27 protein-coding genes are annotated in these 26,703 nt (G+C 51.1%); 23 read left to right on the top strand and 4 right to left on the bottom strand.

Annotated features, from left to right (window positions below):
* Positions 1-101 precede the first annotated feature (101 nt).
* A complete protein-coding gene (gene dnaN / locus EVJ28_RS04790; protein WP_070329329.1) occupies positions 102-1,241 on the bottom strand; it encodes a DNA polymerase III subunit beta in 1,140 nt (379 codons plus the stop codon).
* Positions 1,242-1,438: 197 nt separating this feature from the next.
* On the bottom strand, positions 1,439-2,812 hold the full coding sequence (gene dnaA, locus EVJ28_RS04785; protein ID WP_070329330.1) for a chromosomal replication initiator protein DnaA: 1,374 nt from the start codon (positions 2,810-2,812) through the stop codon (positions 1,439-1,441).
* 778 nt (positions 2,813-3,590) lie between these two features.
* Here dnaA and rpmH point away from each other — a divergent pair.
* From rpmH to EVJ28_RS04765, 4 genes are all read left to right on the top strand, one after another.
* Positions 3,591-3,725, top strand: coding sequence for a 50S ribosomal protein L34 (gene rpmH, locus EVJ28_RS04780; protein ID WP_083274156.1), 135 nt, complete (start codon positions 3,591-3,593; stop codon positions 3,723-3,725).
* A 157-nt stretch (positions 3,726-3,882) separates the two neighbouring features.
* Complete coding sequence (gene rnpA / locus EVJ28_RS04775) at positions 3,883-4,236, top strand: ribonuclease P protein component (protein WP_070329331.1); 354 nt, start codon at positions 3,883-3,885, stop codon at positions 4,234-4,236.
* Between the two features lie 103 nt (positions 4,237-4,339).
* On the top strand, positions 4,340-5,200 hold the full coding sequence (gene yidC, locus EVJ28_RS04770) for a membrane protein insertase YidC (protein ID WP_131457821.1): 861 nt from the start codon (positions 4,340-4,342) through the stop codon (positions 5,198-5,200).
* Between the two features lie 119 nt (positions 5,201-5,319).
* Positions 5,320-5,862, top strand: coding sequence for an HdeD family acid-resistance protein (locus EVJ28_RS04765; protein WP_131457820.1), 543 nt, complete (start codon positions 5,320-5,322; stop codon positions 5,860-5,862).
* Between the two features lie 18 nt (positions 5,863-5,880).
* Here EVJ28_RS04765 and EVJ28_RS04760 read toward each other — a convergent pair whose 3' ends face one another.
* Entirely contained in the window at positions 5,881-6,057 is a 177-nt protein-coding gene (locus EVJ28_RS04760) for a nucleotidyltransferase domain-containing protein (RefSeq protein WP_131457819.1), read from the bottom strand.
* Positions 6,058-6,227: 170 nt separating this feature from the next.
* Here EVJ28_RS04760 and mnmE point away from each other — a divergent pair, with 170 nt between their 5' ends.
* From mnmE to EVJ28_RS04735, 5 genes are all read left to right on the top strand, one after another.
* Positions 6,228-7,607 carry a tRNA uridine-5-carboxymethylaminomethyl(34) synthesis GTPase MnmE gene (gene mnmE, locus EVJ28_RS04755; protein ID WP_070329335.1) on the top strand — a complete coding sequence of 460 codons (1,380 nt, stop codon included), beginning with the start codon at positions 6,228-6,230 and terminating at the stop codon, positions 7,605-7,607.
* A gap of 15 nt (positions 7,608-7,622) precedes the next feature.
* A complete protein-coding gene (gene mnmG / locus EVJ28_RS04750; protein WP_131457818.1) occupies positions 7,623-9,509 on the top strand; it encodes a tRNA uridine-5-carboxymethylaminomethyl(34) synthesis enzyme MnmG in 1,887 nt (628 codons plus the stop codon).
* Positions 9,510-9,513: 4 nt separating this feature from the next.
* A complete protein-coding gene (gene rsmG, locus EVJ28_RS04745; RefSeq protein WP_070329336.1) occupies positions 9,514-10,230 on the top strand; it encodes a 16S rRNA (guanine(527)-N(7))-methyltransferase RsmG in 717 nt (238 codons plus the stop codon).
* 79 nt (positions 10,231-10,309) lie between these two features.
* Positions 10,310-11,188: a nucleoid occlusion protein gene (noc, locus tag EVJ28_RS04740; RefSeq protein WP_070329337.1), complete on the top strand. Its 879-nt coding sequence runs from the start codon at positions 10,310-10,312 to the stop codon at positions 11,186-11,188.
* 42 nt (positions 11,189-11,230) lie between these two features.
* Positions 11,231-12,013 (top strand): ParB/RepB/Spo0J family partition protein, encoded by a 783-nt coding sequence (locus EVJ28_RS04735; RefSeq protein WP_131457817.1) that lies wholly within the window; start codon positions 11,231-11,233, stop codon positions 12,011-12,013.
* On the opposite strand, the gene yyaC is transcribed toward EVJ28_RS04735, so the two are convergent.
* Complete coding sequence (gene yyaC, locus EVJ28_RS04730; RefSeq protein WP_070329339.1) at positions 11,986-12,612, bottom strand: spore protease YyaC; 627 nt, start codon at positions 12,610-12,612, stop codon at positions 11,986-11,988. The two genes, EVJ28_RS04735 and yyaC, sit on opposite strands and share 28 nt — an antisense overlap.
* A 170-nt stretch (positions 12,613-12,782) precedes the next feature.
* Between yyaC and EVJ28_RS04725 the strand changes: the two genes are divergently transcribed.
* The 14 genes from EVJ28_RS04725 (at position 12,783) to EVJ28_RS04660 (ending at position 26,696) form a co-directional block, all read left to right on the top strand.
* On the top strand, positions 12,783-13,721 hold the full coding sequence (locus EVJ28_RS04725) for a mechanosensitive ion channel family protein (protein WP_131488142.1): 939 nt from the start codon (positions 12,783-12,785) through the stop codon (positions 13,719-13,721).
* Positions 13,711-13,914 carry a DUF951 domain-containing protein gene (locus tag EVJ28_RS04720; protein ID WP_016509068.1) on the top strand — a complete coding sequence of 68 codons (204 nt, stop codon included), beginning with the start codon at positions 13,711-13,713 and terminating at the stop codon, positions 13,912-13,914. The genes EVJ28_RS04725 and EVJ28_RS04720 overlap by 11 nt, the downstream gene beginning before the upstream one ends.
* Before the next feature lie 153 nt (positions 13,915-14,067).
* Positions 14,068-15,168, top strand: coding sequence for a redox-regulated ATPase YchF (ychF, locus tag EVJ28_RS04715; RefSeq protein ID WP_131488140.1), 1,101 nt, complete (start codon positions 14,068-14,070; stop codon positions 15,166-15,168).
* A gap of 130 nt (positions 15,169-15,298) precedes the next feature.
* Entirely contained in the window at positions 15,299-15,586 is a 288-nt protein-coding gene (gene rpsF, locus EVJ28_RS04710) for a 30S ribosomal protein S6 (RefSeq protein ID WP_071398686.1), read from the top strand.
* A 37-nt stretch (positions 15,587-15,623) separates the two neighbouring features.
* Positions 15,624-16,139, top strand: coding sequence for a single-stranded DNA-binding protein (gene ssb / locus EVJ28_RS04705; RefSeq protein ID WP_131466046.1), 516 nt, complete (start codon positions 15,624-15,626; stop codon positions 16,137-16,139).
* Between the two features lie 41 nt (positions 16,140-16,180).
* Complete coding sequence (gene rpsR / locus EVJ28_RS04700; RefSeq protein ID WP_015880232.1) at positions 16,181-16,411, top strand: 30S ribosomal protein S18; 231 nt, start codon at positions 16,181-16,183, stop codon at positions 16,409-16,411.
* Between the two features lie 150 nt (positions 16,412-16,561).
* On the top strand, positions 16,562-18,553 hold the full coding sequence (locus EVJ28_RS04695) for a DHH family phosphoesterase (protein WP_131488138.1): 1,992 nt from the start codon (positions 16,562-16,564) through the stop codon (positions 18,551-18,553).
* The gene (gene rplI, locus EVJ28_RS04690) at positions 18,550-18,993 is read left to right on the top strand and encodes a 50S ribosomal protein L9 (RefSeq protein WP_070329344.1); all 444 of its coding nucleotides are present in this window, start codon (positions 18,550-18,552) and stop codon (positions 18,991-18,993) included. The genes EVJ28_RS04695 and rplI overlap by 4 nt, the downstream gene beginning before the upstream one ends.
* Before the next feature lie 17 nt (positions 18,994-19,010).
* Complete coding sequence (gene dnaB / locus EVJ28_RS04685) at positions 19,011-20,363, top strand: replicative DNA helicase (protein ID WP_131457812.1); 1,353 nt, start codon at positions 19,011-19,013, stop codon at positions 20,361-20,363.
* Positions 20,364-20,536: 173 nt separating this feature from the next.
* On the top strand, positions 20,537-21,826 hold the full coding sequence (locus EVJ28_RS04680) for an adenylosuccinate synthase (RefSeq protein ID WP_070329346.1): 1,290 nt from the start codon (positions 20,537-20,539) through the stop codon (positions 21,824-21,826).
* Between the two features lie 118 nt (positions 21,827-21,944).
* Positions 21,945-22,655, top strand: a complete 711-nt coding sequence (gene yycF / locus EVJ28_RS04675) for a response regulator YycF (RefSeq protein ID WP_070329347.1) — start codon at positions 21,945-21,947, stop codon at positions 22,653-22,655.
* Positions 22,656-22,658: 3 nt separating this feature from the next.
* Complete coding sequence (walK, locus tag EVJ28_RS04670) at positions 22,659-24,500, top strand: cell wall metabolism sensor histidine kinase WalK (protein WP_131457811.1); 1,842 nt, start codon at positions 22,659-22,661, stop codon at positions 24,498-24,500.
* Positions 24,500-25,885: a two-component system activity regulator YycH gene (yycH, locus tag EVJ28_RS04665; protein ID WP_131457810.1), complete on the top strand. Its 1,386-nt coding sequence runs from the start codon at positions 24,500-24,502 to the stop codon at positions 25,883-25,885. The genes walK and yycH overlap by 1 nt, the downstream gene beginning before the upstream one ends.
* Complete coding sequence (locus EVJ28_RS04660) at positions 25,872-26,696, top strand: two-component system regulatory protein YycI (RefSeq protein ID WP_131457809.1); 825 nt, start codon at positions 25,872-25,874, stop codon at positions 26,694-26,696. The genes yycH and EVJ28_RS04660 overlap by 14 nt, the downstream gene beginning before the upstream one ends.
* Positions 26,697-26,703: the final 7 nt, after the last annotated feature.

The raw sequence follows: 26,703 nt of genomic DNA, 5'->3' as shown, positions 1-26,703 counted from the left end.
AAAATCGCCATACATATTAGTTTATCGAAAAACGTCGAATAAGGCAAAAATAGGGATGATAAGGTGAAACACCTCATCATCCCCGATTCGCTCCATCTTGATTACGATGTGCGGACTGGCAAAATCAACTGAAGGACACTATCTTGTTCGACCGGACGCAAAATGAACGGGCGCATCGAACCTGTGAATTGAACCTCGATTTCCGTCGCATCGAGCGCACGAAGCGCATCCATGACAAATTTCGAGTTGAACGAAATTTTGAGTTCTTCACCTTCGAGCGATAAGATGCTGACCCGCTCGGACACTTTCCCGACTTCAGGCGAGTGTGAAGAGACTTCGACCGTGTTCGCTTCTTCAGCCACGAACTTGATGACATTGTTGCGATCCGAACGTGCCAACAGCGATGCACGATCAATCGCCTGTAAGAAATCTTTCGCATTCAAACGAACTGCAGTCCGATATTCTTCTGGGATCAAGCGAGACGTATCTGGGTACGCTCCATCAAGAAGACGTGAAAAGAACGAAATGTTTTTCAGACGGAATAGAATCTGTTGGTCCGTCAAGACGATTTCAATCGGCAACTCTTCACGGTCGAGTAATTTCGCGAGCTCATTGAGCGAACGACCAGGTACGACGACGTTTTGGAACGTCAAATCGTCATCTGTTTCAAAACGGGCCCGGCGCAGTGCTAACCGATGGCTATCCGTCGCGACGCATGTCAAAAATCCTTTTTCAGCTGAGAAATTCACACCTGTCAGGACTGGCCGTGTCTCTTGCGACGAGACGGCAAAGCTTGTTTGGCGAATGATCGTCTTCAACAAATCGGCCGGAAGATAGAACCGGCGGTCGCTAGCTAGTTCAGGGAGACGTGGATACTCGTCTGGGTCGAGTCCGTTCAGATGGAACTCCGCTTGACCTGATTCGATACGCGTCATGAAGTTTGGTGAGACTTCGAGTGTGACTTCGTTCGTCGGAAGCTTCTTGACGATTTCACCAAGGAAACGGGCGTTCAAGACGACGCTACCGGCACGTTGGATTTGGATGAGTTCGATTCCACCCTCTTCGACCGGGATCAATCGTTCGATCGAAATTTCCGTATCACTTCCTGTGAGCGTCAATCCATCTGCATGGGCTTCAAGTTTTAATCCTGTCAAAATCGGGATCGTCGTTCTAGAAGCAACAGCTTTTGATACATCTTGTACGGCTTGCATGAATACATCGCGCTGAATCGTTAAGTGCATGTGGATAATTCCTCCTAAGTGAAATGAGTCATATAGTTTAATAATAATAGTATTATTTAAGTCATAATAGTAATAAGGGCTGTGGATAGTGGGGATAACTCACTTGAACAACTGGTGTTGAGCCAATCTGCCTGTGAATAACGTGTGGATAACTCGGCTTGTTTATCCACAGGATATCCACAAGAGGAATGAGACGGTTACGACAGCGCCTTCTTCAATGTTTTAATCGTCTCTTGCATCTCCGGATCATGCTTGAGTAACGTGCTAATCTTCTCATGAGCGTGGATAACTGTAGTGTGATCCCGCCCACCGAACTCTTCTCCGATTTTAGGGAGTGAGCTCTCGGTCATCTCGCGTGATAAATACATCGCGATCTGTCTCGGGAAAGCGAGCGTCTTCGTCCGTTTTTTCGCTTTGAGCTCATCGACCTCGATGTTAAAGTGATGACCGACGATCTCTTGGATGTCACGGATGACAATCTTCTTCGCCTCTTGCACCGGCATGATGTTGTGGAGCGCTTCGGCAGCGACATCAGGGTCAATCGGCCGGGCGACCAGCTTCGCATAGGCGACGACGCGGGTAAGTGCGCCTTCAAGCTCACGAATGTTCGTGTCGATTTGATTCGCGATGTAGAGCATGACGTCATTGGCGATATCAAGCCCTTCAGCTGTCGCTTTCTTCCGTAAAATCGCGATCCGCGTCTCGAGGTCAGGCGGCGTGATATCCGTGATCAGTCCCCATTCGAACCGAGATCGGAGACGATCTTCTAACGTCGGAATCTCTTTAGGCGGCCGATCGCTCGAGATGACGATTTGTTTTTGATCGTTATGGAGCGCATTGAACGTGTGGAAGAACTCTTCTTGCGTCTGTTCTTTCCCGGCCAAGAACTGAATGTCATCTATTAATAGAACATCGATGTTCCGGTAACGGTTACGGAACTCCTCTGTCTTATTGTCGCGGATTGAGTTAATGAACTCATTTGTAAACTTTTCCGACGAAACGTAGGCGATTCGTGCGCCTGGCTTCTGCCCTTTCACGTAATGACCGATCGCATGCATCAAGTGTGTCTTTCCAAGTCCGACTCCCCCATAGATGAAGAGCGGGTTGTAAGCTCTCGCAGGCGCTTCGGCCACAGCCAGTGAGGCAGCGTGGGCAAACCGGTTGCCCGAACCGATGACGAACGTTTCAAAGATATACTTATCGTTTAATTGACCGAGGTTCCCTTCCTCTTTTGATCGTACTGGAACCGGCTGCTCTCTCGTTTCTGTAGCGGCAATCGCTTCTTTTGATCCCTCGGCAGGAGCATACTTGTGCGCTTGCGACTCCTCGATAAAATGAATCTCAAGTCGATTGTTCGTCACTTCCTCAACCGTATCTTGCAGTAATGACAAGTACTGACGTTCGAGCCAAGTGACAATGAAACTAGCGGGTGCAGATACGACGAGTGTCGTTCCCATCAATGAAATTCCTTCCGTTGACTTCAACCACATGTCAAAGCTAGCTTTTGGTGTTCGTTCTTCTTCGTCGATTAGAGATAAAACATTTCTCCAAATCTCGCGAGCATTTTTCAATGAAAGACCTCCTTTACTCACATATTGGCGAAACTTATTCACATGATATACACATTCACTATTCTTATAGTAGAAACTAGGCTTATCCCCAGGAAACAAAAACTGTGGATAACGTTATCCACAAGGTGTTAACTATGGGGATAACAGTTATCCACAGGCTGTGTATATCTCGGAATTGATGAAATATCATCCACGAGTTGTGCACATTTAGTTTAGCAAAATAAAATAGACGTGGCAACGGTTTTTGACATTTATCCACAGATTTAAAAAACAATCCACAGGCACTTATCCACATGCTGTGGACAGTGTGGATAAGCTGTGGATATGTTGTGGATAAACTTAAAGTGAACGAGCCGTCATGAAAAAGTTATGCACAAAAGAGGGAGAAAGAAAATAACGTATTGTTTTTGTAAGAGAAGAAAGTGGAATTTTAAGAAACCACACGTTACAATTGTTGAAAAAGACGGAGTTATACACATATAAGTGTGGATAACTAGGTGGATATGTGGATAAAATGGCTTTATCAAGCTATTTGTAAAGGAATGACGGCTCAAATGTAAAGGTTGCGTCTCGTTTAGTCCCCTATTTTATCGATGTCTAGCCTGATCCGTCTAGCTGGGGAGATCAAGTCCATCGCTGCCAACTATTCGTGCCCGATTCGAAAACCTCTTGAAATGCCATTGACAATCGGTAGAACAGTTTATATAATCTTAAAGACTGCCTTAAATGAAACTATAACTTGCTAATAGAGCGTTAACCTTGAGGAGGTGCTTTAACCATGAAACCAACTTTTAATCCTAACAACCGTAAGCGTAAAAAAGTTCACGGATTCCGTTCGCGTATGGCGACTAAAAACGGCCGCAACATTCTTGCAGCTCGTCGTCGTAAAGGCCGCAAAGCCTTGACTGTCTAATAAAGATCAAAAGATTGCCCGGGGAACTGATCCTCGGGCAATCTTTTTTTATCGTCACAGAATCGAACGGAAAAAATTGATTCTCACTCGTTGAAATGAATGGGATATGATATGATGTTAGGTGACGATTTTTGAAGCGAAGGATGGAGTGAGAATTTTGAAAAAAGAATACCGCCTCCAAAAGAATGAAGAGTTCCAAGCGGTGTTTCGCGAAGGACGCTCCGTGGCTAATCGTCAGTTTGTCGTCTACACGCAGAAGGCGGATCAAGCGCATTTCCGGGTTGGACTTTCTGTCAGCAAAAAGTTAGGGAACGCAGTGGAACGAAACCGAATGAAACGATTGATGCGTGAATCGCTTCGCTTGCTCGAACCGAACGTAGCTCCGCATAATTATGTCATCATCGCTCGTAAACCGGCGACGTCGCTCTCGCAAGATGAAGTGACGGAAAGCTTGAAGCATGTCTTCAAACGAGCTAAAGTTTGGCAACAGAGACAAGTCGATCGATCATAACAATCCGAGCTCGTTCTTTCATATATAACGCGAACTAATTAGGATTGACCGATAGACGTGTGACGCAACTAAAAGAATCGATACAGAAAGCGTAGGAGGAATTATGAGCAAAAACCTGAAATTAGGATTATTGGCCGTCATGACTGGTGTCATCTTGTTGATGGCCGGATGTGTCGATCCATCGACAATCCAAGGAGAGCCGATCACGGCTGAAACGGAAGGCTTCTGGTCTCAATACTTTGTATGGCCACTAGCATGGTTGTTAAAAGAAGCGGCTTATTTAATCGGCGGCACTTGGCAGTACGGGTATTCGATCATCATTGCGACGATCATCGTCCGCCTCTTGATCTTACCGCTCATGATCAAGCAGACGAAGAGTATGGGTGCGATGCAAGTGTTGCAGCCGGAAATGCTCAAGCTTCGTGAGAAGTATAGCTCGAAAGACCAAGAGACACAGCGTAAACTGCAAGAAGAAATGATGAAGATGTATCAAGACTACCAAATCAACCCGCTCGCAGGGTGTTTGCCAATCTTGATTCAAATGCCGATCTTGTTCGCATTCTATGATGCGATTCGTCGGACACCTGAAATCTTTGAAGCAAGTTTCCTTTGGTTCGACCTTGGTGCGCCGGATCCGACGTTCATCTTGCCGATCCTTGCTGCGATCTTGACGTATGCCCAACAAAAAATCTCAATGGCGGGGCAAGAACAAAACCCGCAGTTGAAGATGATGCTTTATATCTTCCCGGTCATGATCTTCGTCATGTCGATCACCCTCCCGGCAGCCCTCTCGATGTACTGGGTCGTCGGTTACATCATCTCAATCATTGTGACGATGGCGATCATGTTGCCGATGCGTGAGAAGATGAAAGTTCAAGCTGAGGCGAAAATCGCTGCAAAAGAAGCAGAGCGTGCGGTACTCGCAGAAGAAGAAAAACAGAACAAAAAGAAAAAACGCAAATAAACGTTGAGGCTGTGGATAAATGATCCACAGCCTTTTTTTGTGACAAGAGAAGTATTGTGGATAAAATGCGGGAATAGGATTAAGGACCAATTATCTGAATCAAGAAGGGAGCATTCCTAATGGAGACGCTGATCAAACGGCTTGAGCGTTCGACGTTAGTCCAAGCCGGTATTTATTTGGTGATCGGGTTACTGATTTTATTTAATCCGCGCTTTTTCTTTGACGTCATCGTTTATCTCGTCGCCGGTTATTTTGCTGTGCTCGGTCTTTGGGTGTTGTTCCAAGGTCTTCGCCAACGAAAAGATGGGTTGCCGCCATCCTTCTTTATGGGGATCGTCTATATCTTGATTGCCTTGATCGTCTTTTTCTTCGCTGAAACGTTAGCCAGCCTCTTGCCGCTCTTCATCGGTTTCTTGTTCTTGTTTGGCGGGCTCATCCGGCTCATTCAAGCCGTTGGTTTTCGCAAGACGATTGCGAGTCGGTGGATGTTCTTTCTATTGAGCAGCTTGTTGTGGATCGGGATCGGGCTACTCATGCTGGCGAACCCGTTCGACAGCTTACTCGTCTTGTTTCAATTGTTCGGCGGCTTTTTAATTGCCGTCGGTCTCATCGAATTAGTACTCTATTTCACGCTTCGGTCTGCAAGACGCCAGCACGGATGAACGAAGAGCCGCCTGATTTCACAGGCGGCTCTTTTCGCATTGGAGCCAATCCGGGGCGACCATGACATAAAGGTCGACGTCCGAATGCTCATCGCCTTCCCCGCGTCCAAACGATCCTTTAAGAAAAATCGCTTGAACGGCTTCGTCTTGCTGTAACACGTCCGTCAGTTTAGAAATGGCCTCAAGTTGTCTCATTCCGTCGTGCCTCCTTTGGAAATATATTCCGCTATTGTACAAAAGTAAAAACTGAAAAAGCAACTTGTAACGTAAAGGTCGGACCCTTTCGTTCGAGCTAAATATCGTGTATAGTAGGTGCGTTATGCATATGATAGATAAAGATGTTTGAAGTATGGGAGGGGAAGATTATGCTAGAGTTTGACACGATTACAGCCATTTCGACGCCGATGGGTGAAGGGGCAATCGGAATCGTCCGTTTGTCCGGTGACAAGGCTGTCGAGACGACGGCGAACGTGTTCGCGGGCAAAGACTTGACGGAAGTGGACTCGCACACGATTCATTACGGAAAACTGAAACGGCCTGGCACAGACGAGGTCATCGATGAAGTGATGGTCAGCGTCATGCGGGCGCCGAAGACGTTCACGCGAGAAGACGTCGTCGAAATCAACTGTCACGGAGGAATCGTCGCGGTCAATCGTGTCCTCGAGCTGATCCTCGAACAACCGAACATTCGATTGGCAGAACCAGGCGAGTTCACGAAGCGCGCCTTTTTGAATGGCCGCATCGACTTGTCACAAGCGGAAGCGGTCATGGATTTGATTCGGGCGAAGACCGACCGCGCCATGACCGTGGCGATGTCACAGATGGAAGGTCGTTTGTCGCGGCTCGTCCGCGATTTGCGTCAACTGTTGCTTGAAACGATCGCAGCCGTCGAGGTCAATATCGATTACCCAGAGTACGATGCTGAAGAGATGACGCAAGCGATCGTTGAAGAGAAGGCGGGCGAAGTGAAACGTGTGCTCGAACAACTGCTCGAAACGGCTCGCCAAGGAAAGATTTTGCGCGAAGGTCTCGCGACAGCGATCATCGGACGGCCGAACGTCGGCAAGTCCTCGCTGTTGAACACGCTCGTCCAGGAAACGAAGGCGATCGTCACGGAAATCGCGGGAACGACGCGCGACACGATCGAAGAGTACGTGAACGTCAAAGGCGTTCCGCTCAAGCTGATCGATACGGCCGGGATTCGCGAGACGGAAGACATCGTCGAACGGATCGGTGTCGAAAAATCGCGGAAGGCGCTTGCGGGCGCCGATCTCATCTTGCTCGTCTTGAACGGTCATGAGGGCTTGACGGTCGAAGATGAGGCGCTATTCGAGGCGATTGCCGGCATGAATGCGATCATCATCATCAACAAGACAGACTTGCCACAAAACATGGATTCTTCTAAGCTAGAGAAATTAGCGGCAGGGCGCCCGATTGTGGCTACATCGCTATTATTGGAAGAAGGGATCGATGCGCTTGAAAAGGCGATTTCGAACTTGTTCTTCGCCAAAGGCGTCGAGTCGCAAGATATGACATATATCTCGAACGCACGACACATTCAACTCATTAAACGAACGATCGAGCAAATCGATGAAGCGCTCGGTAGCGCCGGCATGAACATGCCGATTGACATGGTCCAAATCGATTTACGTCGGGCGTGGGATACGCTCGGGGAAATCAATGGGGACACGGTCCAGGAAAGTTTAATTGATCAACTGTTTTCACAGTTTTGTCTTGGGAAATAAGAAGGAGGAAACACTATGGCTTACACGGCAGGCGAGTTTGACGTCATCGTCATCGGAGCCGGTCACGCGGGGATCGAAGCGGCACTTGCATCGGCGCGCATGGGCGCGAAGACAGCGATGCTCACGATGAACCCGGACATGGTCGGGTTTATGTATTGCAATCCGTCGATCGGAGGTCCCGCTAAAGGGATCGTCGTTCGTGAAATCGATGCCCTCGGAGGCGAGATGGCGAAAGCGATTGACGCGACATATATTCAAATGAAAATGCTCAACACATCAAAAGGTCCAGCGGTGCGTGCGTTACGGGCGCAAGCGGACAAATTCCAATATCAAAATCACATGAAGAAAGTGCTTGAAGACGAGCCGAACCTGTTGCTTCGTCAAGCACTCGTCGAGCGACTCATCGTCGAAGACGGGCAAGTACGTGGTGTCATCACGAACACAGGCTCGGAGTATCGGGCGAACGCGGTCATCGTCACGACCGGTACGTTCATGCGCGGACAGATCATCATCGGAGAACTGTCTTATGAGAGCGGTCCGAACAACCAAATGCCTTCTGTCGAGCTGTCGAAGCATCTCGAAGAGCTCGGGCTTGAACTTGTTCGTTTCAAGACGGGTACGCCGCCGCGAATCGACGGGAAGACGATCGATTATTCAAAAACGGAGATTCAGCCGGGGGACGAGAACCCGTCGCTCTTCTCTTACACGTCGACCGACCTCAATCCGATCGAACAGATCCCGTGCTGGCTCACGTATACGAGCGAGCGGACGCACCAGTTGATTGACGAGAACTTGCATCGTTCGCCGATGTATTCGGGCGCGATCAAAGGGACAGGGCCACGCTACTGTCCGTCGATCGAAGATAAAGTCGTTCGTTTCAACGACAAGCCGCGTCATCAAATCTTCCTCGAGCCAGAAGGCCGCGACACGGAAGAAATCTACGTCCAAGGTTTCTCGACGAGCATGCCGGAAGACGTCCAGCACCAGATGCTCCGGACGATCCCGGGTCTTGAAAACTCAGAGATGATGCGCCCCGGTTACGCGATCGAATACGACGCGGTTGTACCGACGCAACTGTGGCCGACACTCGAGACGAAGGCGGTCAGCGGTCTGTTCACGGCTGGGCAGATCAACGGGACGAGCGGATATGAGGAGGCAGCCGGGCAAGGTATCATGGCCGGTATGAACGCCGCCTGCAAAGTGCTCGGGAAAGACCCGGTCATCTTGGACCGGTCGCAAGCGTATATCGGTGTCTTGATCGACGACCTCGTGACGAAAGGGACGAACGAGCCGTACCGTCTGCTGACGTCACGTGCCGAATATCGCTTGCTCCTTCGCCACGATAACGCCGATCTTCGCCTCAGCGACATCGGACACGAAGTCGGTTTGTTGTCGGCTGAGCGCCATGCAAATCTTGAAGACAAACGTACAGCCATCGCTGCGGAAGTGAAGCGGCTCCAGTCGCTCGTGATCAAACCGTCGGCTGAAGTGAATGCGATTTTGGAAGAAGTCGGGGCGAACCCGCTCAAAGAAGCAGCACATGCCAACATCTTGTTGAAGCGGCCCGAAGTGACGTACGCGACGCTGACGCGGTTTGCACCGGCTCTGGTCGAAGTGCCGTTCGAAGTGGCTGAACAAGTCGAGATTCAAGTGAAATATGAAGGCTACATCTCGAAACAGCTCGAGCAAGTCGAAAAAATGCGTCGTATGGAAGAGAAGCGCATCCCTGAGAAGCTCGACTATGACGCGATCAGTGGTCTTGCGACGGAAGCACAACAGAAATTGAAACAAGTTCGTCCGCTCTCGATTGGACAAGCGTCACGTATTTCCGGGGTGAACCCGGCCGACGTATCGATTCTTCTTGTCTATATCGAGCAGGGACAATACGCAACGGTGGAGTGAGACGATGAATCAATCCCAATTTATTGAAGCCTTACAGGCAGAAGGGTTCGAACTGAGCGAGAAACAACTCGCCCAGTTCGAACGGTATTTCGAGATGCTCGTCGAATGGAACGAGAAGATGAATTTGACGGCGATCACGGATAAAGAAGAAGTCTATTTGAAGCATTTCTATGATTCGCTGAGCGCTGCGTTTCATTTCGACTTCACGGCCGTCGAGACGGTATGTGACGTCGGCGCCGGGGCAGGATTCCCGAGCTTACCGCTCAAAATCTTGTTCCCGCACTTACATGTAACGATTGTCGATTCGCTCAACAAGCGCATCACGTTCTTGAACGAACTCGCCCTCGCTCTCGAGCTAGATGGCGTCGCGTTCCACCATGGACGCGCCGAAGAGTTCGGGAAAAATAAAAAATTCCGTGAGCAATTTGATGTCGTGACGGCCCGTGCCGTCGCGCGGATGACGGTGCTCGCCGAGTACTGTCTACCGCTCGCAAAAGTCGGCGGAACGTTCGTGGCGCTCAAAGCCGCGAAAGTTTCCGACGAACTTGTGGACGCGAAGAATGCCTTGGCGGTGCTCGGTGGGAAAGTAAAAGCGACACACCAGTTCCTATTGCCAGGAGAGATGAGTGAGCGTAATATCGTAATTGTAGATAAATTACGTAAAACGCCCGGGAAATATCCGCGTAAAGCGGGAACGCCGGCGAAAGAGCCGCTAATCTGAGTATTCTTGTTTCACGTGAAACTAAAAGCAGATTCCAGTGGTGGAATCTGCTTATTTTTTACATAAAGGGGTGCCGACGTTGAAGAAAACATTTGCTAAACTGTTCGGAAGTCGTCAAGAAGTGGCCGTCACGGAAATGACGCAAGTTAAACCGAACGACACGGTCCAAGAAATCGCTTTAGCATTACTTCTTCCAAACCGTTATCAACCGCGTAAAGTATTTGAACCGGCTAAGATTGAAGAGTTGGCCGTCACGATCGAAGAGCACGGATTGCTTCAGCCGATCGTCGTTCGTAAGGCGGAAGGGGACCGCTATGAGATCATCGCTGGGGAGCGTCGTTTTCGCGCGGTCAAATCGTTAGGATGGTCCGTCATTCCGGCCATCGTCCGTGACATGGATGACGATACAACGGCCGCCTTGGCGCTCATCGAAAACTTACAACGCGAACAGCTTAGCCCGATTGAAGAAGCGGAAGCGTATGACCGATTGTTGTCGATGAAACAGTTGACGCAAGACGCGCTCGCGAAGAGCCTCGGTAAGAGCCAGTCGACAATCGCGAACAAGCTACGCCTCTTGAAGCTGCCGAACGACGTCAAACAATGTTTACGTGACCGTCAAATCAACGAACGACATGCCCGGGCGCTCTTGCCGCTCAAAGAAGAGTTGCTGCAAATTCAAGTACTCACGGAGATCCTTGAAGAAGACTATAACGTCAAAGAGACGGAACAACGTGTCGCGTTCCTGACGACGCCGATTGAGGAAGAAAAACGGAAACCGAAGAAGCAACGCCGGCGGACGAAAAGTTTTGCCCGAGACACTCGAATCGCGATCAACACGATCCGTGACTCGATTGATCTGATCGGGAAAACCGGTATCGAAGTTCAAACCGAAGAAGTCGATGAAGAAGAGTTTGTTGAAATTCGAATCCGAATCCCAAAAGCGCGGCCACAAAAGTGAGCTCGTGCTTTTTTTATAATTCATGAACAAGGAGGCGTCACGATGGAAAAGTTAGCGCTCAAATTTATCCGTCCCAACCCGAACCAACCAAGGAAGCAATTCGAAGCCGAGAAGCTAGAAGAGCTGCGACAATCGATTGAACGGTACGGTGTCTTGCAGCCCATCGTCGTCCGTAAGGCGAGCGGCTATTATGAGATCATCGCTGGCGAGCGGCGCTATCAGGCGGCGATGCTTGCCGGAAAGGAAGATATTCCGGCGCTCATCGTGACGGCCGACTCGGATCGGGTCATGGAGCTCGCGCTCATCGAGAACATCCAACGGGCTGATTTGAACGCGATCGAAGAAGCGCTCGCCTATGAGCAACTCATGCAGACGTTAGGGCTGACGCAACAACAGCTCGCCGAACGTGTCGGGAAGAGCCGGAGCCATGTGACGAATAGCCTCCGGCTCCTGAGACTGCCGAGCGCGGTCCAACACGCGGTCATGGTCGGGGAACTGACGATGGGTCATGCCCGTGCCATTACCGGCATGAAGTCGGAGGCGGCGATGGAACAAATCGCGCGACGTGTCATTGCTGAGCAGTGGACGGTCCGCCGGCTCGAGCGCCATTTGCAAAAAGAGCGCACAGAAAAAAAGACGCTCAAACGCTCAGACGCCGACGTCGAAGCCGTCGAGGCCGTGCTTGCGGAACGTCTTCAAATGGATGTCTCGATTCGGTCACGTCGAAAAGGCGGCGTCCTCGAGTTGAAATATTTTTCGCAGGAAGACTTGGAACATTTGTTGACGCTGTTGTCACCTCAAGATTTTGATTCGTCACGTGATTGACGAAGTCTTGTGAACGCAGCCTCTTCATGGTGGATGTTTCCGATTCGCGAATCGAATTCGACGAATCCGGCGGTGACGAAGCGCGCCAGTTCGTAAACGAGGTGGAGACGCGTGTTTTGTAGAATCATCATCTCCATGAAGCCGCTCACGTTGACGACCGCCTTGATGTTGTATTCGCCGACCGAGGGGAGTTCTTTTTGAACGCCAGCGCCCGGTGCGAGCGGGCCTTCCGAGAAGAAGACGTAACCGACGCTCGATAAGCGGCCGAGGCAGGCATCGATGGCGATGATGAGCGGACGGTGAAAGCGTGTCTGAATCTCATGGAGCGTTTCTACTAGGTTTAATGCGTGGACCGGTTTCGTGAGTGTTCCGTAGACGTGCAAGTTCCGAACCATTTTTTCCTCGAGAAACGTACCGACGAGGGGACCGAGCGAATCTCCGGTCGAACGGTCGGATCCGATGCAGACGAGAACGATCGGACGGTGTGTCTCGCTCGCCAACTGTTCGTGAAGCTGGTCAGCAAAAAGTTTGGATCCACTCCGTTCAGTATGTTCGATGAAGAAAGAGTATGGTTTATGAGGTTTTAGGCGAAACGGCATGAATCTCATCCTCTCTTCTAAGCTGTTTGTGATCTAGTTGCATTTGCGGAAGGATATCGTATTAACCCATTCCCGGAACAAGGAAACTTATAACGTCCGGATGTAGGGTTTGAGAAAAGTCATCAATTATGGTTTGATGGGTTAGAATATATGACTTTAGAGGTGACAACATGGCTTCACAGAATACAGAAACAGATTTAAGTACGGTGGCCGACGAGACGATTAATAACGTCAACCGCTTCGTCGCGTATTTTCAAGACACAGAGATGTGGATCGCCCTTGGGATTAAGCTGACCGGGGTCGTGCTCATCATCGTGGCGTTGTATGCGGCGACAAGAATATTGACGTCGATGGTCCAGCGCGTGTTCACGTTACGTAAAATCCATGAAGATAACATCGTGGCGCAACGGCAAAATGAAACGCTTTTGAAACTGGCGCAAAACACGATCCGTTATGTGATCGGGCTCATTATGATTTTGACCGTACTCGGTCAATTCGGGGTCAATATCGCTGGTTTGATCGCATCGGCCGGGGTCGCGGGTCTCGCCATCTCGTTCGGTGCCCAAAACTTGGTCAAAGACGTCATCACAGGCGCGTTCATTATTTTTGAGAACCAGTACAAGAACGGGGACTACGTGAACTTGAACCAACAAGTCGACGGGACCGTCATCGAAGTCGGCATCCGGACGACGAAACTTAAAGGATTGAACGGACAAGTGACGATCATTCCGAACGGTCAAATCATGCAAGTGACGAACTACTCGCTTGAGAACAGCGTCGCTGTCGTCGATATCGGGGTCGCTTATGAGGAAGAGGTAGAAGGGGTCGAGAAAGCGCTGAAAGAAATCGCGAAAGCGGTCGAGGCAAAGTATCATGATCTGTTCATCGAACCGATCACACTCGCCGGCGTGCAGTCGCTCGGACCGTCGGAAGTCGTGTACCGTCTCATGGCCGAAGTGCCGCCGACGCAACATTTCGCGGCAGGCCGGATTTTGCATAAAGAGTTGAAGGCCGGACTTGATGAGCGCAGGATTGAAATTCCATATCCACGCACGGTCATGATGCCTCCAACGACTTCGACTAAAGGAGCGCCCGAAAATGCAGGCTAAATCGTATGAGTTAAACGATTTTGTAGAGATGAAGAAACCGCACGCTTGTCAGACGAACCGTTGGCAAGTCACACGGGTCGGGATGGACATCCGAATCAAATGTCAAGGCTGCGGAGCGAGCGTCTTAATGCCGCGACGTGACTTTGACAAACGTTTGAAAAAAGTGCTTAAACAAGAGAACGCCGCTGAATAAGTGGCGTTCTTCTCTATGTTGCAACCGTGAGTTGCGGTTTAATCGAGGACTATCTATAATTGTGAAGGATGTGACGGTGTGGTGTACTGAACGTACCCACTCCACAGACGGATCAACATTTCCCGGGAAACACCGGATGAGGAGGAAATATAAGTGGGATTAACAGCAGGAATCGTCGGGTTACCGAACGTCGGGAAATCGACATTATTTAACGCCATCACGCAAGCAGGTGTAGAAGCGGCCAACTATCCGTTTGCTACAATCGACCCGAACGTCGGAGTCGTCGAAGTACCGGACGTGCGTTTGGACCGGTTGACGGAACTCGTCAAACCGAAGAAGACGGTACCGACAGCGTTCGAATTTACAGATATCGCTGGAATCGTTAAAGGAGCATCAAAAGGAGAAGGGCTCGGGAACAAGTTCCTAGCCAACATCCGTGAAGTGGACGCGATTTGCCAAGTCGTCCGTTGTTTTGAAGATGACAACATCACCCACGTCGCCGGTAAAGTGTCGCCGATCGATGACATCACGACAATTAACCTCGAGCTCATCTTGGCGGACCTCGAACTTGTCGACAAGCGCATCACGCGCGTTCAAAAAATGGTGAAGTCAAAAGATAAAGGGGCCGCCCAAGAACTTGAAGCACTCGAGATCGTTCAAGCGGTCCTCGAATCAGAGCGCCCGGCCCGTGTAGCCGAATTGACGGAAGACCAACTCGCGATCGTCAAACACTTCCAACTGTTGACGATGAAACCGATGCTTTACGTCGCGAACGTGAGCGAAGACGAAGTCGCGGACTCGGATAACAACAAGTACGTGCAAGCCGTGCGTGAACACGCCGCGACGGAAGATGCGAAAGTGATCGTCATCTGTGCGCGCATCGAGGAAGAAATCTCTGAGCTTGAGCCAGAAGAGCGCCTCGAGTTCTTACAAGACCTCGGGATTGAAGAGTCTGGCCTCGATCAACTGATCCATGCTGCGTACTCGACGCTTGGTCTCGCCACATACTTCACGGCAGGCGAGAAAGAAGTCCGTGCTTGGACGTTCAAACAAGGGATGAAGGCTCCTCAGTGTGCCGGCGTCATCCACTCGGACTTTGAGCGTGGATTCATCCGGGCCGAAGTCGTCTCGTACGAAGACTTGTCGGCTGCCGGCAACATGACGCTCGTCAAAGAACAAGGCAAGTTGCGTTCAGAAGGTAAAGAATATGTGTTCGAAGATGGCGACGTAGTCACGTTCCGCTTCAACGTTTAAGACATTTCCTTGAAACGTATTGTAAAATGCGAATAAGTTTGATAGTATATTATGACGTGAGTAAAACAATTGTTTGCTCCTTGCTCCTGCAACCGGTAGGAGCCGCTAGTCCAAGAGGAGGTGAAAGATAATGCGTAAATATGAACTACTTTACATTATCCGTCCATCAGTTGATGAGGAAGCTAAAAAAGCGTTGATTGAACGTTTTAACAACGTCATCACTGACAACGGAGGTACTGTTGAAAAAACAACAGATATGGGTAAACGTCGTTTCGCTTACGAGATCAACAAAATGCGCGAAGGATACTATGTTCTTCTTAGCATCACTGCTGAACCTAAAGCGATCCAAGAAACAGAGCGTCTCATGAAGATCTCTGATGACGTTGTCCGTCAAATGACAACTAAAGATGAGCGTTGATTCTTGACGCTTCATATTGTGAAAGGGGAGCTTTGAGATGATTAACCGAGTTGTGTTAGTTGGTCGATTGACACGCGATCCAGAAATGCGTTATACGCAGAGCGGAATCGCCGTAACTCGCTTCACTCTCGCTTGCGATCGTCCATTTACTGGACAAGATGGGAAGCGTGAGGCGGACTTTATTGATTGTGTCGTTTGGCGCAAACAAGCAGAGAACGTGGCGCAATATTTGAAAAAAGGCAGCATGGCCGGCGTAGACGGTCGCCTTCAAATCAGTAGTTACGAGGGTCAAGATGGCCAACGTCGTTACCGGGCAGAAGTCGTAGCAGATAGCGTACGCTTCCTTGAACCACGCGGTGCCTCAGCGCAACGTGATACAGCACCAGCGGGAGATGTTTTCGGTGGTGGTGAGTCAAGTGGATCAGGATGGGGCGCAGCCGCTTCTTCGACTTCATCTCAGTCCTCAAACCAATCTTCAAACAAAGGTTTTGAAGCAGATCCGTTCTCGGGTGGCGGCAAAATCGACTTATCGGATGACGATCTACCATTTTGATCGCGTCGATTCGAAACTAAACTAATAAAGGAGGTCTTCACATGGCACGTCGTCCAGGAGGTCGTCGTCGTCGTAAAGTATGTTTCTTTACGTCGAACAACATCACTCATATCGATTATAAAGACGTAGAATTACTCAAGCGCTTCGTTTCAGAGCGTGGGAAAATTCTTCCACGTCGTGTGACCGGTACTTCAGCGAAATACCAACGTCCACTTACTGTCGCTATCAAGCGTTCACGTCAAATGGCTTTGCTTCCATACGTTGCAGAGTAATGTTTGACACACGGCTTATCCTTTGGGGTAAGTCGTTTTTTTGTTTTCTGTCTCCACGTAGGAGTGTAAGTGAAACCGGCAGATATGGTATGATAGAGCAGAAACCATTTAGACATCATGAGTGCTTGGCACTCATTTTAGGAGGCACACATGCACAGTGGTGAAGCAATAACATCAGTGAAGAACCAATACGCACGTTACGCGATTCCTTATGTGATTGGAATGCTCGTTTCGTTAGGATTGGCGTTCTACAGCATTGTGGCGGCAATCACCCTGTTCGTGGGCACGCTGATCTTCTTCACGTATCAGCAAGTGACGATCCGGCGAGAACGCAAAGCGTGGGAACGTTATGTCCACTCGCTCTCACATCGGATTGAGGATGTCGGCAAAGAAGCGCTCACGAGTATGCCGATCGGGATTCTCATATTCGATGAGACCCGGCGCATCAGTTGGTTCAATGAACAGTCCCGACTCATCTTTGAACTTGAGATGGAACTGGGCATCTCGATCGACTCGATTCACTCGGCCTTTACGGAGTTGATCGAGGAGGAAGAGGACGAGGCGACGATTGAAGTCGGGGACCGTGTATACCGTGTCCTGTACAATAAGGAATATCAAACGCTGTACTTGTTCGATATGACGGACGAGGCGGAGATTGAACAGAAGTATTCTGAAACGCAGACAGTGATCGGCGTCCTCTACTTAGACAACTACGATGAGATGTCGACTGCCGTCGATGAACAGGTCCGCAGCGAAATCAACCGCCGTGTGACCGTTCTCTTGAACCAATGGGCGCAAAAATATCACATTTATATGCGGCGGACGGCTGCCGACCGGTTTTTCCTCGTCATGAACGAACGAACGCTCTCGGAACTCGAGAACAATCGCTTCTCGATTCTTGATGAGGTAAGGGAAGCGACGAAGGAACATAAAATTCCGCTCACGCTCTCGATCGGTATCGGCTGCGGCGAGACGACGCTGACCGAACTCGGCAACTTGTCCCAATCGAGCCTCGATTTAGGGCTCGGACGCGGCGGCGACCAAGTCGTCGTCAAACGTCATAACGGAAAAGTCCGCTTCTTCGGCGGCAAGACGAATCCGACCGAGAAACGGACGCGGGTACGTGCCCGCGTCATCTCGAACTCGATGCGTGATTTGATTCGAGAGTCGAGCCGTGTCCTCATCATGGGACATAAAAACCCGGACATGGATTCGCTCGGCGCATCGATTGGAATCATGAAGCTCGCTGAGTTTGTCGGTCGTGAGGCGTACGTCGTCATCCCGGCCGGCGAGACGAGTGTCGGGATTCAACGGCTCGTCCATGAAGTCGAGAATGATGAAGACTTGTACAGCCGCTTTTTGACGGAGTTTGAGGCGCAACCGCTCATCGATGACCAGACACTTCTCGTCATCGTCGACACGCATCGTCCCTCACTCGTCATCTCACGGGATCTTTTGGACCGGGCCGAACGAGTCGTCGTCATCGACCATCATCGTCGCGGCGAAGAGTTTATCGAGGACCCGGTGCTCGTCTATATGGAACCTTACGCGTCATCGACGTGTGAACTCGTGACAGAGTTGATTGAATATCAAGCGGGTACCCGCAAACTGTCGATTTTAGAGGCGACGTCGCTTCTTGCCGGAATCATGGTCGATACGAAAGGGTTCACGCTCCGGACCGGGTCGCGGACGTTTGATGCCGCTTCATTCCTCCGGATTCAAGGAGCGGACACCGTGCTCGTCCAACATTTCATGCGGCAAGACCTCGATTCTTATATCGAACAGTCGCATATTTTAGAGAATACCGACATTTATGCGGGCGGTATGGCAATCGCGGTCGCTTCAGACGACGAGGCCCATCATCAAGTGTTGATCGCCCAATCGGCGGACCAGCTCCTGAACATGGAAGGCGTCAAGGCGTCGTTCGTCATCGCCATCTTGCCAGACGGTCGGACCGGGATCAGTGCCCGTTCGCTCGGTGACGTCAACGTTCAAGTCATCATGGAGATGCTCGACGGGGGAGGCCACTTGACGAACGCGGCCACGCAGTTGAACGTGGGTCGCGACGAGGCAAAACAGCTGTTAAAAGAAGCAATCGATCATTATACGATAGATGAAAACGAGGGAGAGGAATCGGAATGAAAGTCATTTTAAAAGTAGATGTTAAAGGTCAAGGACAGGCAGGGGACGTGAAAAACGTCGCCGATGCTTACGCAAAAAACGTACTCTTCAAGCAAAATTTGGCAGTCGAGGCGACACCAGGCAACTTGAAGGCGTTTCAAGCGAAAGAACGCCGTGCCGAGGAAGCAGCCGAAGAAGAGCTGAAAGCCGCACAACAGTTGAAAGACAAGCTTGAAAAAGAGACGATCGTCGTCAAGACGAAATCAGGCGAAGGTGGCCGTGTCTTCGGCTCGGTAACGAGTAAACAGATCGGTGAAGCGCTCAAAGGGATGGGTTACAAGATCGATAAGCGTAAAATCGAACTTGAACATCCGATCAAAGCGCTCGGTTTCACAAAAGTGCCCGTGAAGTTGCACCATGACGTCACGGCACTGTTAAACGTACATGTTCAAGAAGCTTGAAGGCGAGGTAGAAACGAATGAGTGATGCGATTCAAGTCAATACTCCGCCACATAGCGTTGAGGCGGAACAAGCCGTCCTTGGGGCAGTTATTCTCGATTCTGACCGGCTGATCACGGCCTCGGAACGAGTCGACCCGGACGACTTTTATCGTGTCAGCCATCAACGGATCTTCGAAGCGATGCTGAAGATCAACGACCGCGGGGAACTCGTCGACTTGGTCACGCTCAGTTCGGAGCTCCAATCACAAGGAATCCTCGATGAGATCGGTGGATTGAACTACTTGGCCGAAATCGCCGAGGCGGTTCCTGCCATCGGGAACATCGGGTACTATTTGAACGTCGTCGATCAAAAGGCGGCGCTCCGGCGTCTCATCCGGACGGCGACGAATATCGTCTCGGACGGATACGAGCGTCAAGACGAAGTCGATGCGGTCCTATCTGATGCCGAGCGAAACATTTTAAAAGTTTCGCAGCGGAAAGGCCAATCGAGTTTCCATTCGATCGGTTCGGTTTTGTCGGATGCCTATTCGACGATCGAGAAGCTGCATCAATCGAGCGGTGAGATCACCGGGATCGCGACCGGCTTTAGTGACCTCGACAAGATGACGGCCGGGTTCCAGCGTAACGACCTCATCATCGTGGCTGCCCGTCCTTCTGTCGGGAAGACGGCCTTCGCCCTCAACATCTCGCAAAACGTCGCCGTCCGTACGGGCGAAAACGTCGCCATCTTTAGTCTTGAGATGGGTGCCGAACAACTCGTCATGCGGATGCTCTGTGCGGAAGGCAATATCGACGCGCAGCGTCTGCGGACCGGGCGACTCGAGTCTGAGGACTGGGGACGGCTATCGCTCGCGATGTCGTCGTTATCACAGGCCGGTATCTTTATCGATGATACACCAGGTCTTCGCGTCAACGAGATTCGGGCCAAATGCCGCCGCTTGAAGCAAGAGTACGGTCTCGGCATGATCATGATCGACTACTTGCAGCTCATTGTCGGGAACGGCAAGCCGGGCGAGAACCGGCAACAAGAAGTCTCTGAGATCTCGCGTACGCTCAAAGCGATCGCCCGGGAACTCCAAGTACCGGTCATTGCCTTGTCGCAGCTCTCGCGTGGCGTAGAGAGCCGTCAAGACAAACGGCCGATGATGTCGGATATCCGGGAATCCGGAGCAATCGAGCAAGATGCCGATATCGTCGCCTTCTTGTACCGGGACGACTATTACGATAAAGAGAGTGAAGACGCCAACACGATCGAGATCATCATCGCCAAACAGCGTAACGGTCCGACCGGCACGGTCAAACTCTCGTTCCGGAAAGAGTACAACAAGTTCGTCAACATGGAGACGCAAGCCTTCGCACCACCGATGTGAGATCGGTGGTGTTTTTTTGTAGAATCGGGAAAATAGTAATTGAATGCGAGTCAATAACGAACGAAAGGTTAATACATAAAATTATCGTTCGGTATTAGGTTGACTTTCTGAAGTGTCAAGTGTACACTTACCAATGGTTTGAACAGAACGTTTATCTACAAGGAGGATTCATTATGTCATCAGTAGTCGTAGTGGGAACGCAGTGGGGCGATGAAGGAAAAGGGAAGATCACCGATTTCTTGTCTAAACAAGCCGACGTCGTCGCGCGTTATCAAGGGGGAGACAACGCTGGTCATACGATCGTCTTCAATGATACGAAGTATAAACTTCACTTGATTCCATCGGGGATCTTCTATTCGGACAAGACATGTGTCATCGGGAACGGGATGGTCGTCAACCCGAAGTCGCTTATTACAGAGCTTGCATACTTACATGAGCGCGGCGTGAGCACGGACAACCTCCGCATCTCAAACCGGGCCCACGTCATCTTGCCGTATCACCAGCTTCAAGACAAGCTTGAAGAAGATGCGAAAGGTGACGCGAAAGTCGGGACGACGCTCAAAGGGATCGGCCCTTGTTACATGGACAAAGCGGCACGGATCGGGATCCGGATCGCTGACCTACTCGACAAGGAAGTGTTCGCCGAGAAACTGAAGACGGTCCTCGCAATTAAAAACCGGATGTTCGTCAAGATGTATGAAGTCGACGCGGTCGAGTTCGATGATATCTTTGAAGAATACTATGCGTACGGCCAACAGTTTGCCAAGTACGTGTGTGATACATCGGTCGTGTTGAACGATGCGCTCGACGAAGAACAGAAAATCCTATTCGAAGGCGCGCAAGGTGTGCTGTTAGACATCGATCACGGGACGTACCCGTTCGTCACATCGTCGAACGCGGCGTCAGGCGGGGTATCGAGCGGTGCCGGAATCGGACCTTCGAAGATTGACCACGTCGTCGGCGTCTGTAAAGCGTACACGTCGCGCGTCGGAGACGGCCCGTTCCCAACCCAGCTCGATGACGAGATCGGTCACATGATCCGTGAAGTCGGTAAGGAGTACGGTACGACGACAGGACGTCCGCGCCGTGTCGGTTGGTTCGACTCGGTCGTCGTCCGCCACTCGCGTCGTGTCAGCGGCATCACTGACCTATGCCTAAACTCGATCGACGTGTTGACAGGTCTTGAGACGCTTAAAATTTGTACGGCGTACGAGTACGAAGGCAAGCTCCTCGATGAGTACCCACCTAACTTCCGCGTCCTCGAGAAGTGTGAGCCGGTGTTTGAAGAGCTCCCAGGCTGGACGGAAGACATCACAGGGGTCCGCAAGTTCGAAGACTTGCCGGTGAACGCACAGCGCTATGTCAAGCGCATCGAAGCGTTGACGGGCATCGAACTGTTGACGTTCTCGGTCGGACCGGCGCGTGAACAGACAGTCATCTTGCGTGACATCTACGAAGCATAAGACTAAGAGCCCTCGCGGCTCTTTTTTCATTTCCGTGGAAATGGACCACGCTTTCTAACCCATTGAAAAAGAGTTACAATAAGACGTGTACGTTTAACGATAGAGGAGGACTCACTGAATGGATCGTACGATTTTAGTGGTAGATGACGAACAACCAATCGCTGATATATTGAAGTTTAAACTTGAAAAAGAGGGCTATGTCGTCCACGTCGCTTATGACGGGGAAGAGGCACTCGTGAAAGTCGAGGAGGTCAAGCCTGATTTGATCTTGCTTGACATCATGCTCCCGCTCAAAGACGGCATGGAAGTGTGTCGTGAAGTGCGTAAGAAGTATGATATGCCGATCATCATGTTGACGGCGAAAGACTCGGAGATCGACAAAGTACTCGGTCTCGAACTCGGCGCTGACGACTACGTCACGAAGCCGTTCAGCTCACGCGAGCTCTTAGCCCGCGTCAAAGCGAACATGCGTCGTCACGCGACGGCACCGGCTGTCGAAGCGAAAGGCGCCAACGCGAACGATATCGTGATCGGTGACTTGACGATTCATCCGGATTCATACATGGTCACGAAACGCGAAGAGAAGATCGAACTGACGCACCGTGAATTTGAGCTCATCCATTACCTGGCCCAAAACATCGGCCAAGTGATGACGCGCGAGCATTTGCTTCAGACGGTGTGGGGTTACGACTACTTCGGAGACGTGCGTACGGTCGACGTGACGGTCCGCCGTTTGCGGGAGAAGGTCGAAGACAGCCCGAGTACACCGACGTATATTATTACGCGCCGCGGTGTCGGGTACTATTTAAAAGCGGGAGAAGAAGACTAAACGATGAAACGGACGAACTTCTTTAAATCTATCCAGTGGAAGCTCGTCGTCATCTATGCGCTGCTCATCCTTGTTGCGATGCAAGTCATCGGAGTGTACTTCGTACGCTCCCTCGAACGACAATACATCAACAACTTCTCGCAGTCGCTCGTCGATCGGGCCAACCTTCTGAGCTACAACGTCAGTGAAGGGATCGCATCGAACGGCGGTGACTCGACTACTGATCAGCAGTTGAACCAGGTACTGGATCAACTGCTGTCTGAGTTTACGGAGAGCACGACGCTAGCTGACGACATTCGCGAAGTCCAAATTATCGACACGAACAGTGTCGTCCGGGCGACTTCGAACCAAAACAACCAAAGCCTCGTCGGACAACGGACGGCGAGTTCATTCATTCAAAAATCGTTCGCGACAAGCGGTGCGCAAGAGACGCTCGTCTATGAGGACTCGAACGAGCGGATGCGCGTCGTCGCCGTCCCGATCAAATCTGAGGTCGATGGGACGACGACCGGGATGATCTATATCGAGGCGTCGATGCAATCGATATACAACCAGATGGAGCAAGTGACGAGGATCCTTGCGACCGGTACGCTCATCGCCTTGATTATCACGTCCATCCTCGGAATTTTGCTGTCACGGACGATCACGCGGCCGATTGCGGACATGCGTCGTCAAGCCGTCGAGATGAGAAAAGGAAACTTCTCGCGGAAAGTTAAAGTCTATTCTGACGATGAGGTCGGTCAACTCGCCTACGCCTTTAACGAATTGACCGATGAACTGATGGAAGCGAACGCGACGACCGAGGCGGAACGACGGCGCTTGACGAGCGTGTTAGAGAACATGTCGGACGGTGTCGTCGCGACCGACCGCTCGCTCCGGGTCATCCTCATGAACGATCAGGCCCGCGATATGATTGGCGTCGCCGAAGAAGAGGCGATGGGAGCGAATCTGCAGAGCCTGCTCGAGTTTGATGATGAGATCGTCATCCCGGAAGACGGGACGATGCCGACGAAATTAATCGATCTGAGCACGGACGAAGAACTGTTCCTCGTCCGCGCCTACTTCTCACCAATTCAAAAACATAGCGGTCCGATCACCGGACTCATCGTCGTCTTGCACGACGTGACCGAGCAAGAGCAAGTCGAACAAGACCGCCGTGAGTTCGTCGCCAACGTCAGCCACGAGCTGCGGACGCCGCTCACGACGATGCGGAGCTATCTCGAAGTGCTCGCCGAAGGCGCGTACAAAGATGATGAGCTCGCACCGCGGTTCCTTGAGACGACTCAAAACGAGACCGAACGGATGATTCGTCTCGTCAACGACTTACTCCAGCTCTCGAAGATGGACAGTAAAGAGTATACGATGCAAAAAGTGAAGTTTGACTTCATCCAATTCTTCAACGATATAATCGAGCGCCATGAGATGACGAAAGGCGAAACGATCCAGTTCCGCCGGAAACTCATGAAGCGTCGCGTCTACGTGCACGCCGATCAAGATAAGATGACGCAAGTCATCGACAACATCATCACGAACGCGGTCAAGTTCTCTCCAGAAGGTGGGACGATCACGTTCCGGACGATGCTGCGGGCGAAACGGCTCGTCATCGGTATCAAAGATGAAGGTGTCGGGATTCCGAAGTCGAATTTGAAGAAAATCTTTGAACGCTTTTACCGGGTCGACAAGGCCCGAGCGCGAAATATCGGCGGGACCGGACTCGGTCTGTCGATTGCCAAGGAAGTCGTTTCAGCCCACGGTGGCGACATTTGGGCGGAGAGCGAGTTTGGACGTGGGACGACGATTTACTTCACCATCCCGTTCGATACGATCGTGGAGGTGAATGACTGATGGGACGACCTCGCTTCTTGGCGAAGCCAGAACTAGTGAAATCGCTCGTCTTGCTTACCTTGATCGTCACGTCGATCGTCCAAACGGTCATCCTTTGGGATTACCATCCGAAGTATCAATCGGTTCAATCCGAGACCCAAGTGGCGACGGTGGATGAGTCGCTGCAACGTCAGGCGAGGCAAATTATCGTGCCAACCCAGACGGTCGTCCACGAGAACAACGCTGTCTTTGCGACGAAGAACACGCCGAAGCAAATCGCTCGGGTCATTCGCGACGCGTTCGAGGCGAACGAGTTTAAACCGCTCGCCGTCAAAAACGTACCGAGCTTGTATGCCGGTGTCAACGAGGCAGTTGAACTGATTTTACCGGAACCATACTATGCAGACACACTCAGTTACATTCTGCCCGGATCTTACAGCCTGTCAGGGAAAGTACCGCAACGGGCGCTCATCTTCATGGACGACAACGTCTGGAAAGTCCGGGCGATCATGAGCGATCAGTCGTTGTGGGAAGGTCGGCTCTCTAAAGCCGGACAAGGGGACGTCAACAGTTTGTTCTTAAAAGATTCGAACCGCGCGATGCAACGGGTCACGTACACGGATGAGCGGGTCAACTATATCCCGGTCGTCGGGCCTGAGATGAACGAGCTGTTCGCTTATGACGTCTCACAAATCCAAATCTCGGCACGCCTTGATTGGATGCGCGATACGTTCTTCCCCGGGGACCCGAACGTTCAAGAAGTCGATCCGGCGAGTTCGGTCGGCGCACTCACGAACGGGATCAGCGTCGCCGAGTATGACGCGACGTTGAACGCGAGCCGCTACCGTAACTTGTCACGCAATAGCACCGAGCGCGAGTCGGCGATCGGGCTTGATACGATCGTCGACTTCGTCAACTTTCATGGCGGCTGGGTCGATGAGACGTCAGAGAGTCAAGGGCTGTCCCTTCGTTTCGATGCGATCACACCAGCGAACAAAGGCTTTGAGACGACCGTGTTTCGGTTTCACGTGAAAGGGCACCCTGTTTTTAGCCAACGTGATGCGTTTATCAACAACGATGCGATCGACTTATCCACACTGCGCGTTGAAAATGACGGGGCACAAGTCCGGTCCATCACGCGTCACCATCTCGAGATCGATCGGTTGATCTCGGTCGGGACGACACAGCTTGCGGACGGGCAAGACGTCATCGATACGCTCGTCAACGCAGACCGGTTCGAAAACGTGACCGAGATTCGTCCCGGTTATGAGATCGAATACAATGAAGACGCGAGCCGTTACGTCACGTTCTCCCCGAACTGGTTCGTCCGTGAAGCTGGGAGATGGATCCCGTACGATAAGCCGGAAGATTGGACAGAGAGGATGATGTACCGTGGATTGGAGTAAAGCGAAAACGATTCTAATCCTCGCCTTCCTCGCGCTGAACATCTACCTGTTGTTCCAGCTCTTGACGGAAACGTGGGCGACCGAGGTCGTGACGAGCGACAACACGTCAATCGCCCAAATCTTGGACCAACGTGACGTCGACGCATCGAAATTGCCGCGGATGGGACGGGATATCGGTTATTTGACCGGCTCGTCTGAGCAGATGTCGGCGTCGATGATTACGAAAAATCGTGAAGTACAACTAGCGACGACGCTCGACAACATGCAGCTTGAAGTTGAGCTCAAACAAGCTGTCCCGCTCGACGAGAACGACTTGCGGACGACGGCGACGACGTTCGTCACCGAGTACGTGCCGTTCGGGTCAGAGTACGCCTACTGGCGGTTTGACCAAGAGACGCGCCAACTCGCATTCGTTCAGACGTATGAAAAAAATAAGATTTTCTCGAACCCGGAAATCGAGGCGGGTACGGAGACATATATCGGTCCGTCCCTATTATTGCTCCAATTGAACGAAAACTACGAAGTGACCGACTACAAGCAGCGCCATTTGACGAACTTGTCGTCGAAATCGCAAGACGACCTAGTCTTGACAGCGAGTGAGGCGATCTCACAACTCGCGGCCCGGAAGTACTTCCAGCCGAACCAAGAGATGCGCGCCATCAACACCGGGTTTTATAGCTTACCGCTCGACAGTTCCGGCAGCTTGGTCATCATGCCGCCGCTCTGGTCGATCGCCATCGACGACAACGTGTATTTCGTCAATGCGATCGATGGGACGGTCGAACGGGTTGAATTTAATTTAGAAGACTGAAAGGAGT

Source organism: Exiguobacterium sp. SH3S3 (genome assembly GCF_004337115.1).
GTDB classification, from domain to species: domain Bacteria; phylum Bacillota; class Bacilli; order Exiguobacteriales; family Exiguobacteriaceae; genus Exiguobacterium; species Exiguobacterium aurantiacum_A.
The sequence above is the reverse complement of the archived record's forward strand: the minus strand, read 5'-3'. Positions and strand labels throughout refer to the sequence as shown.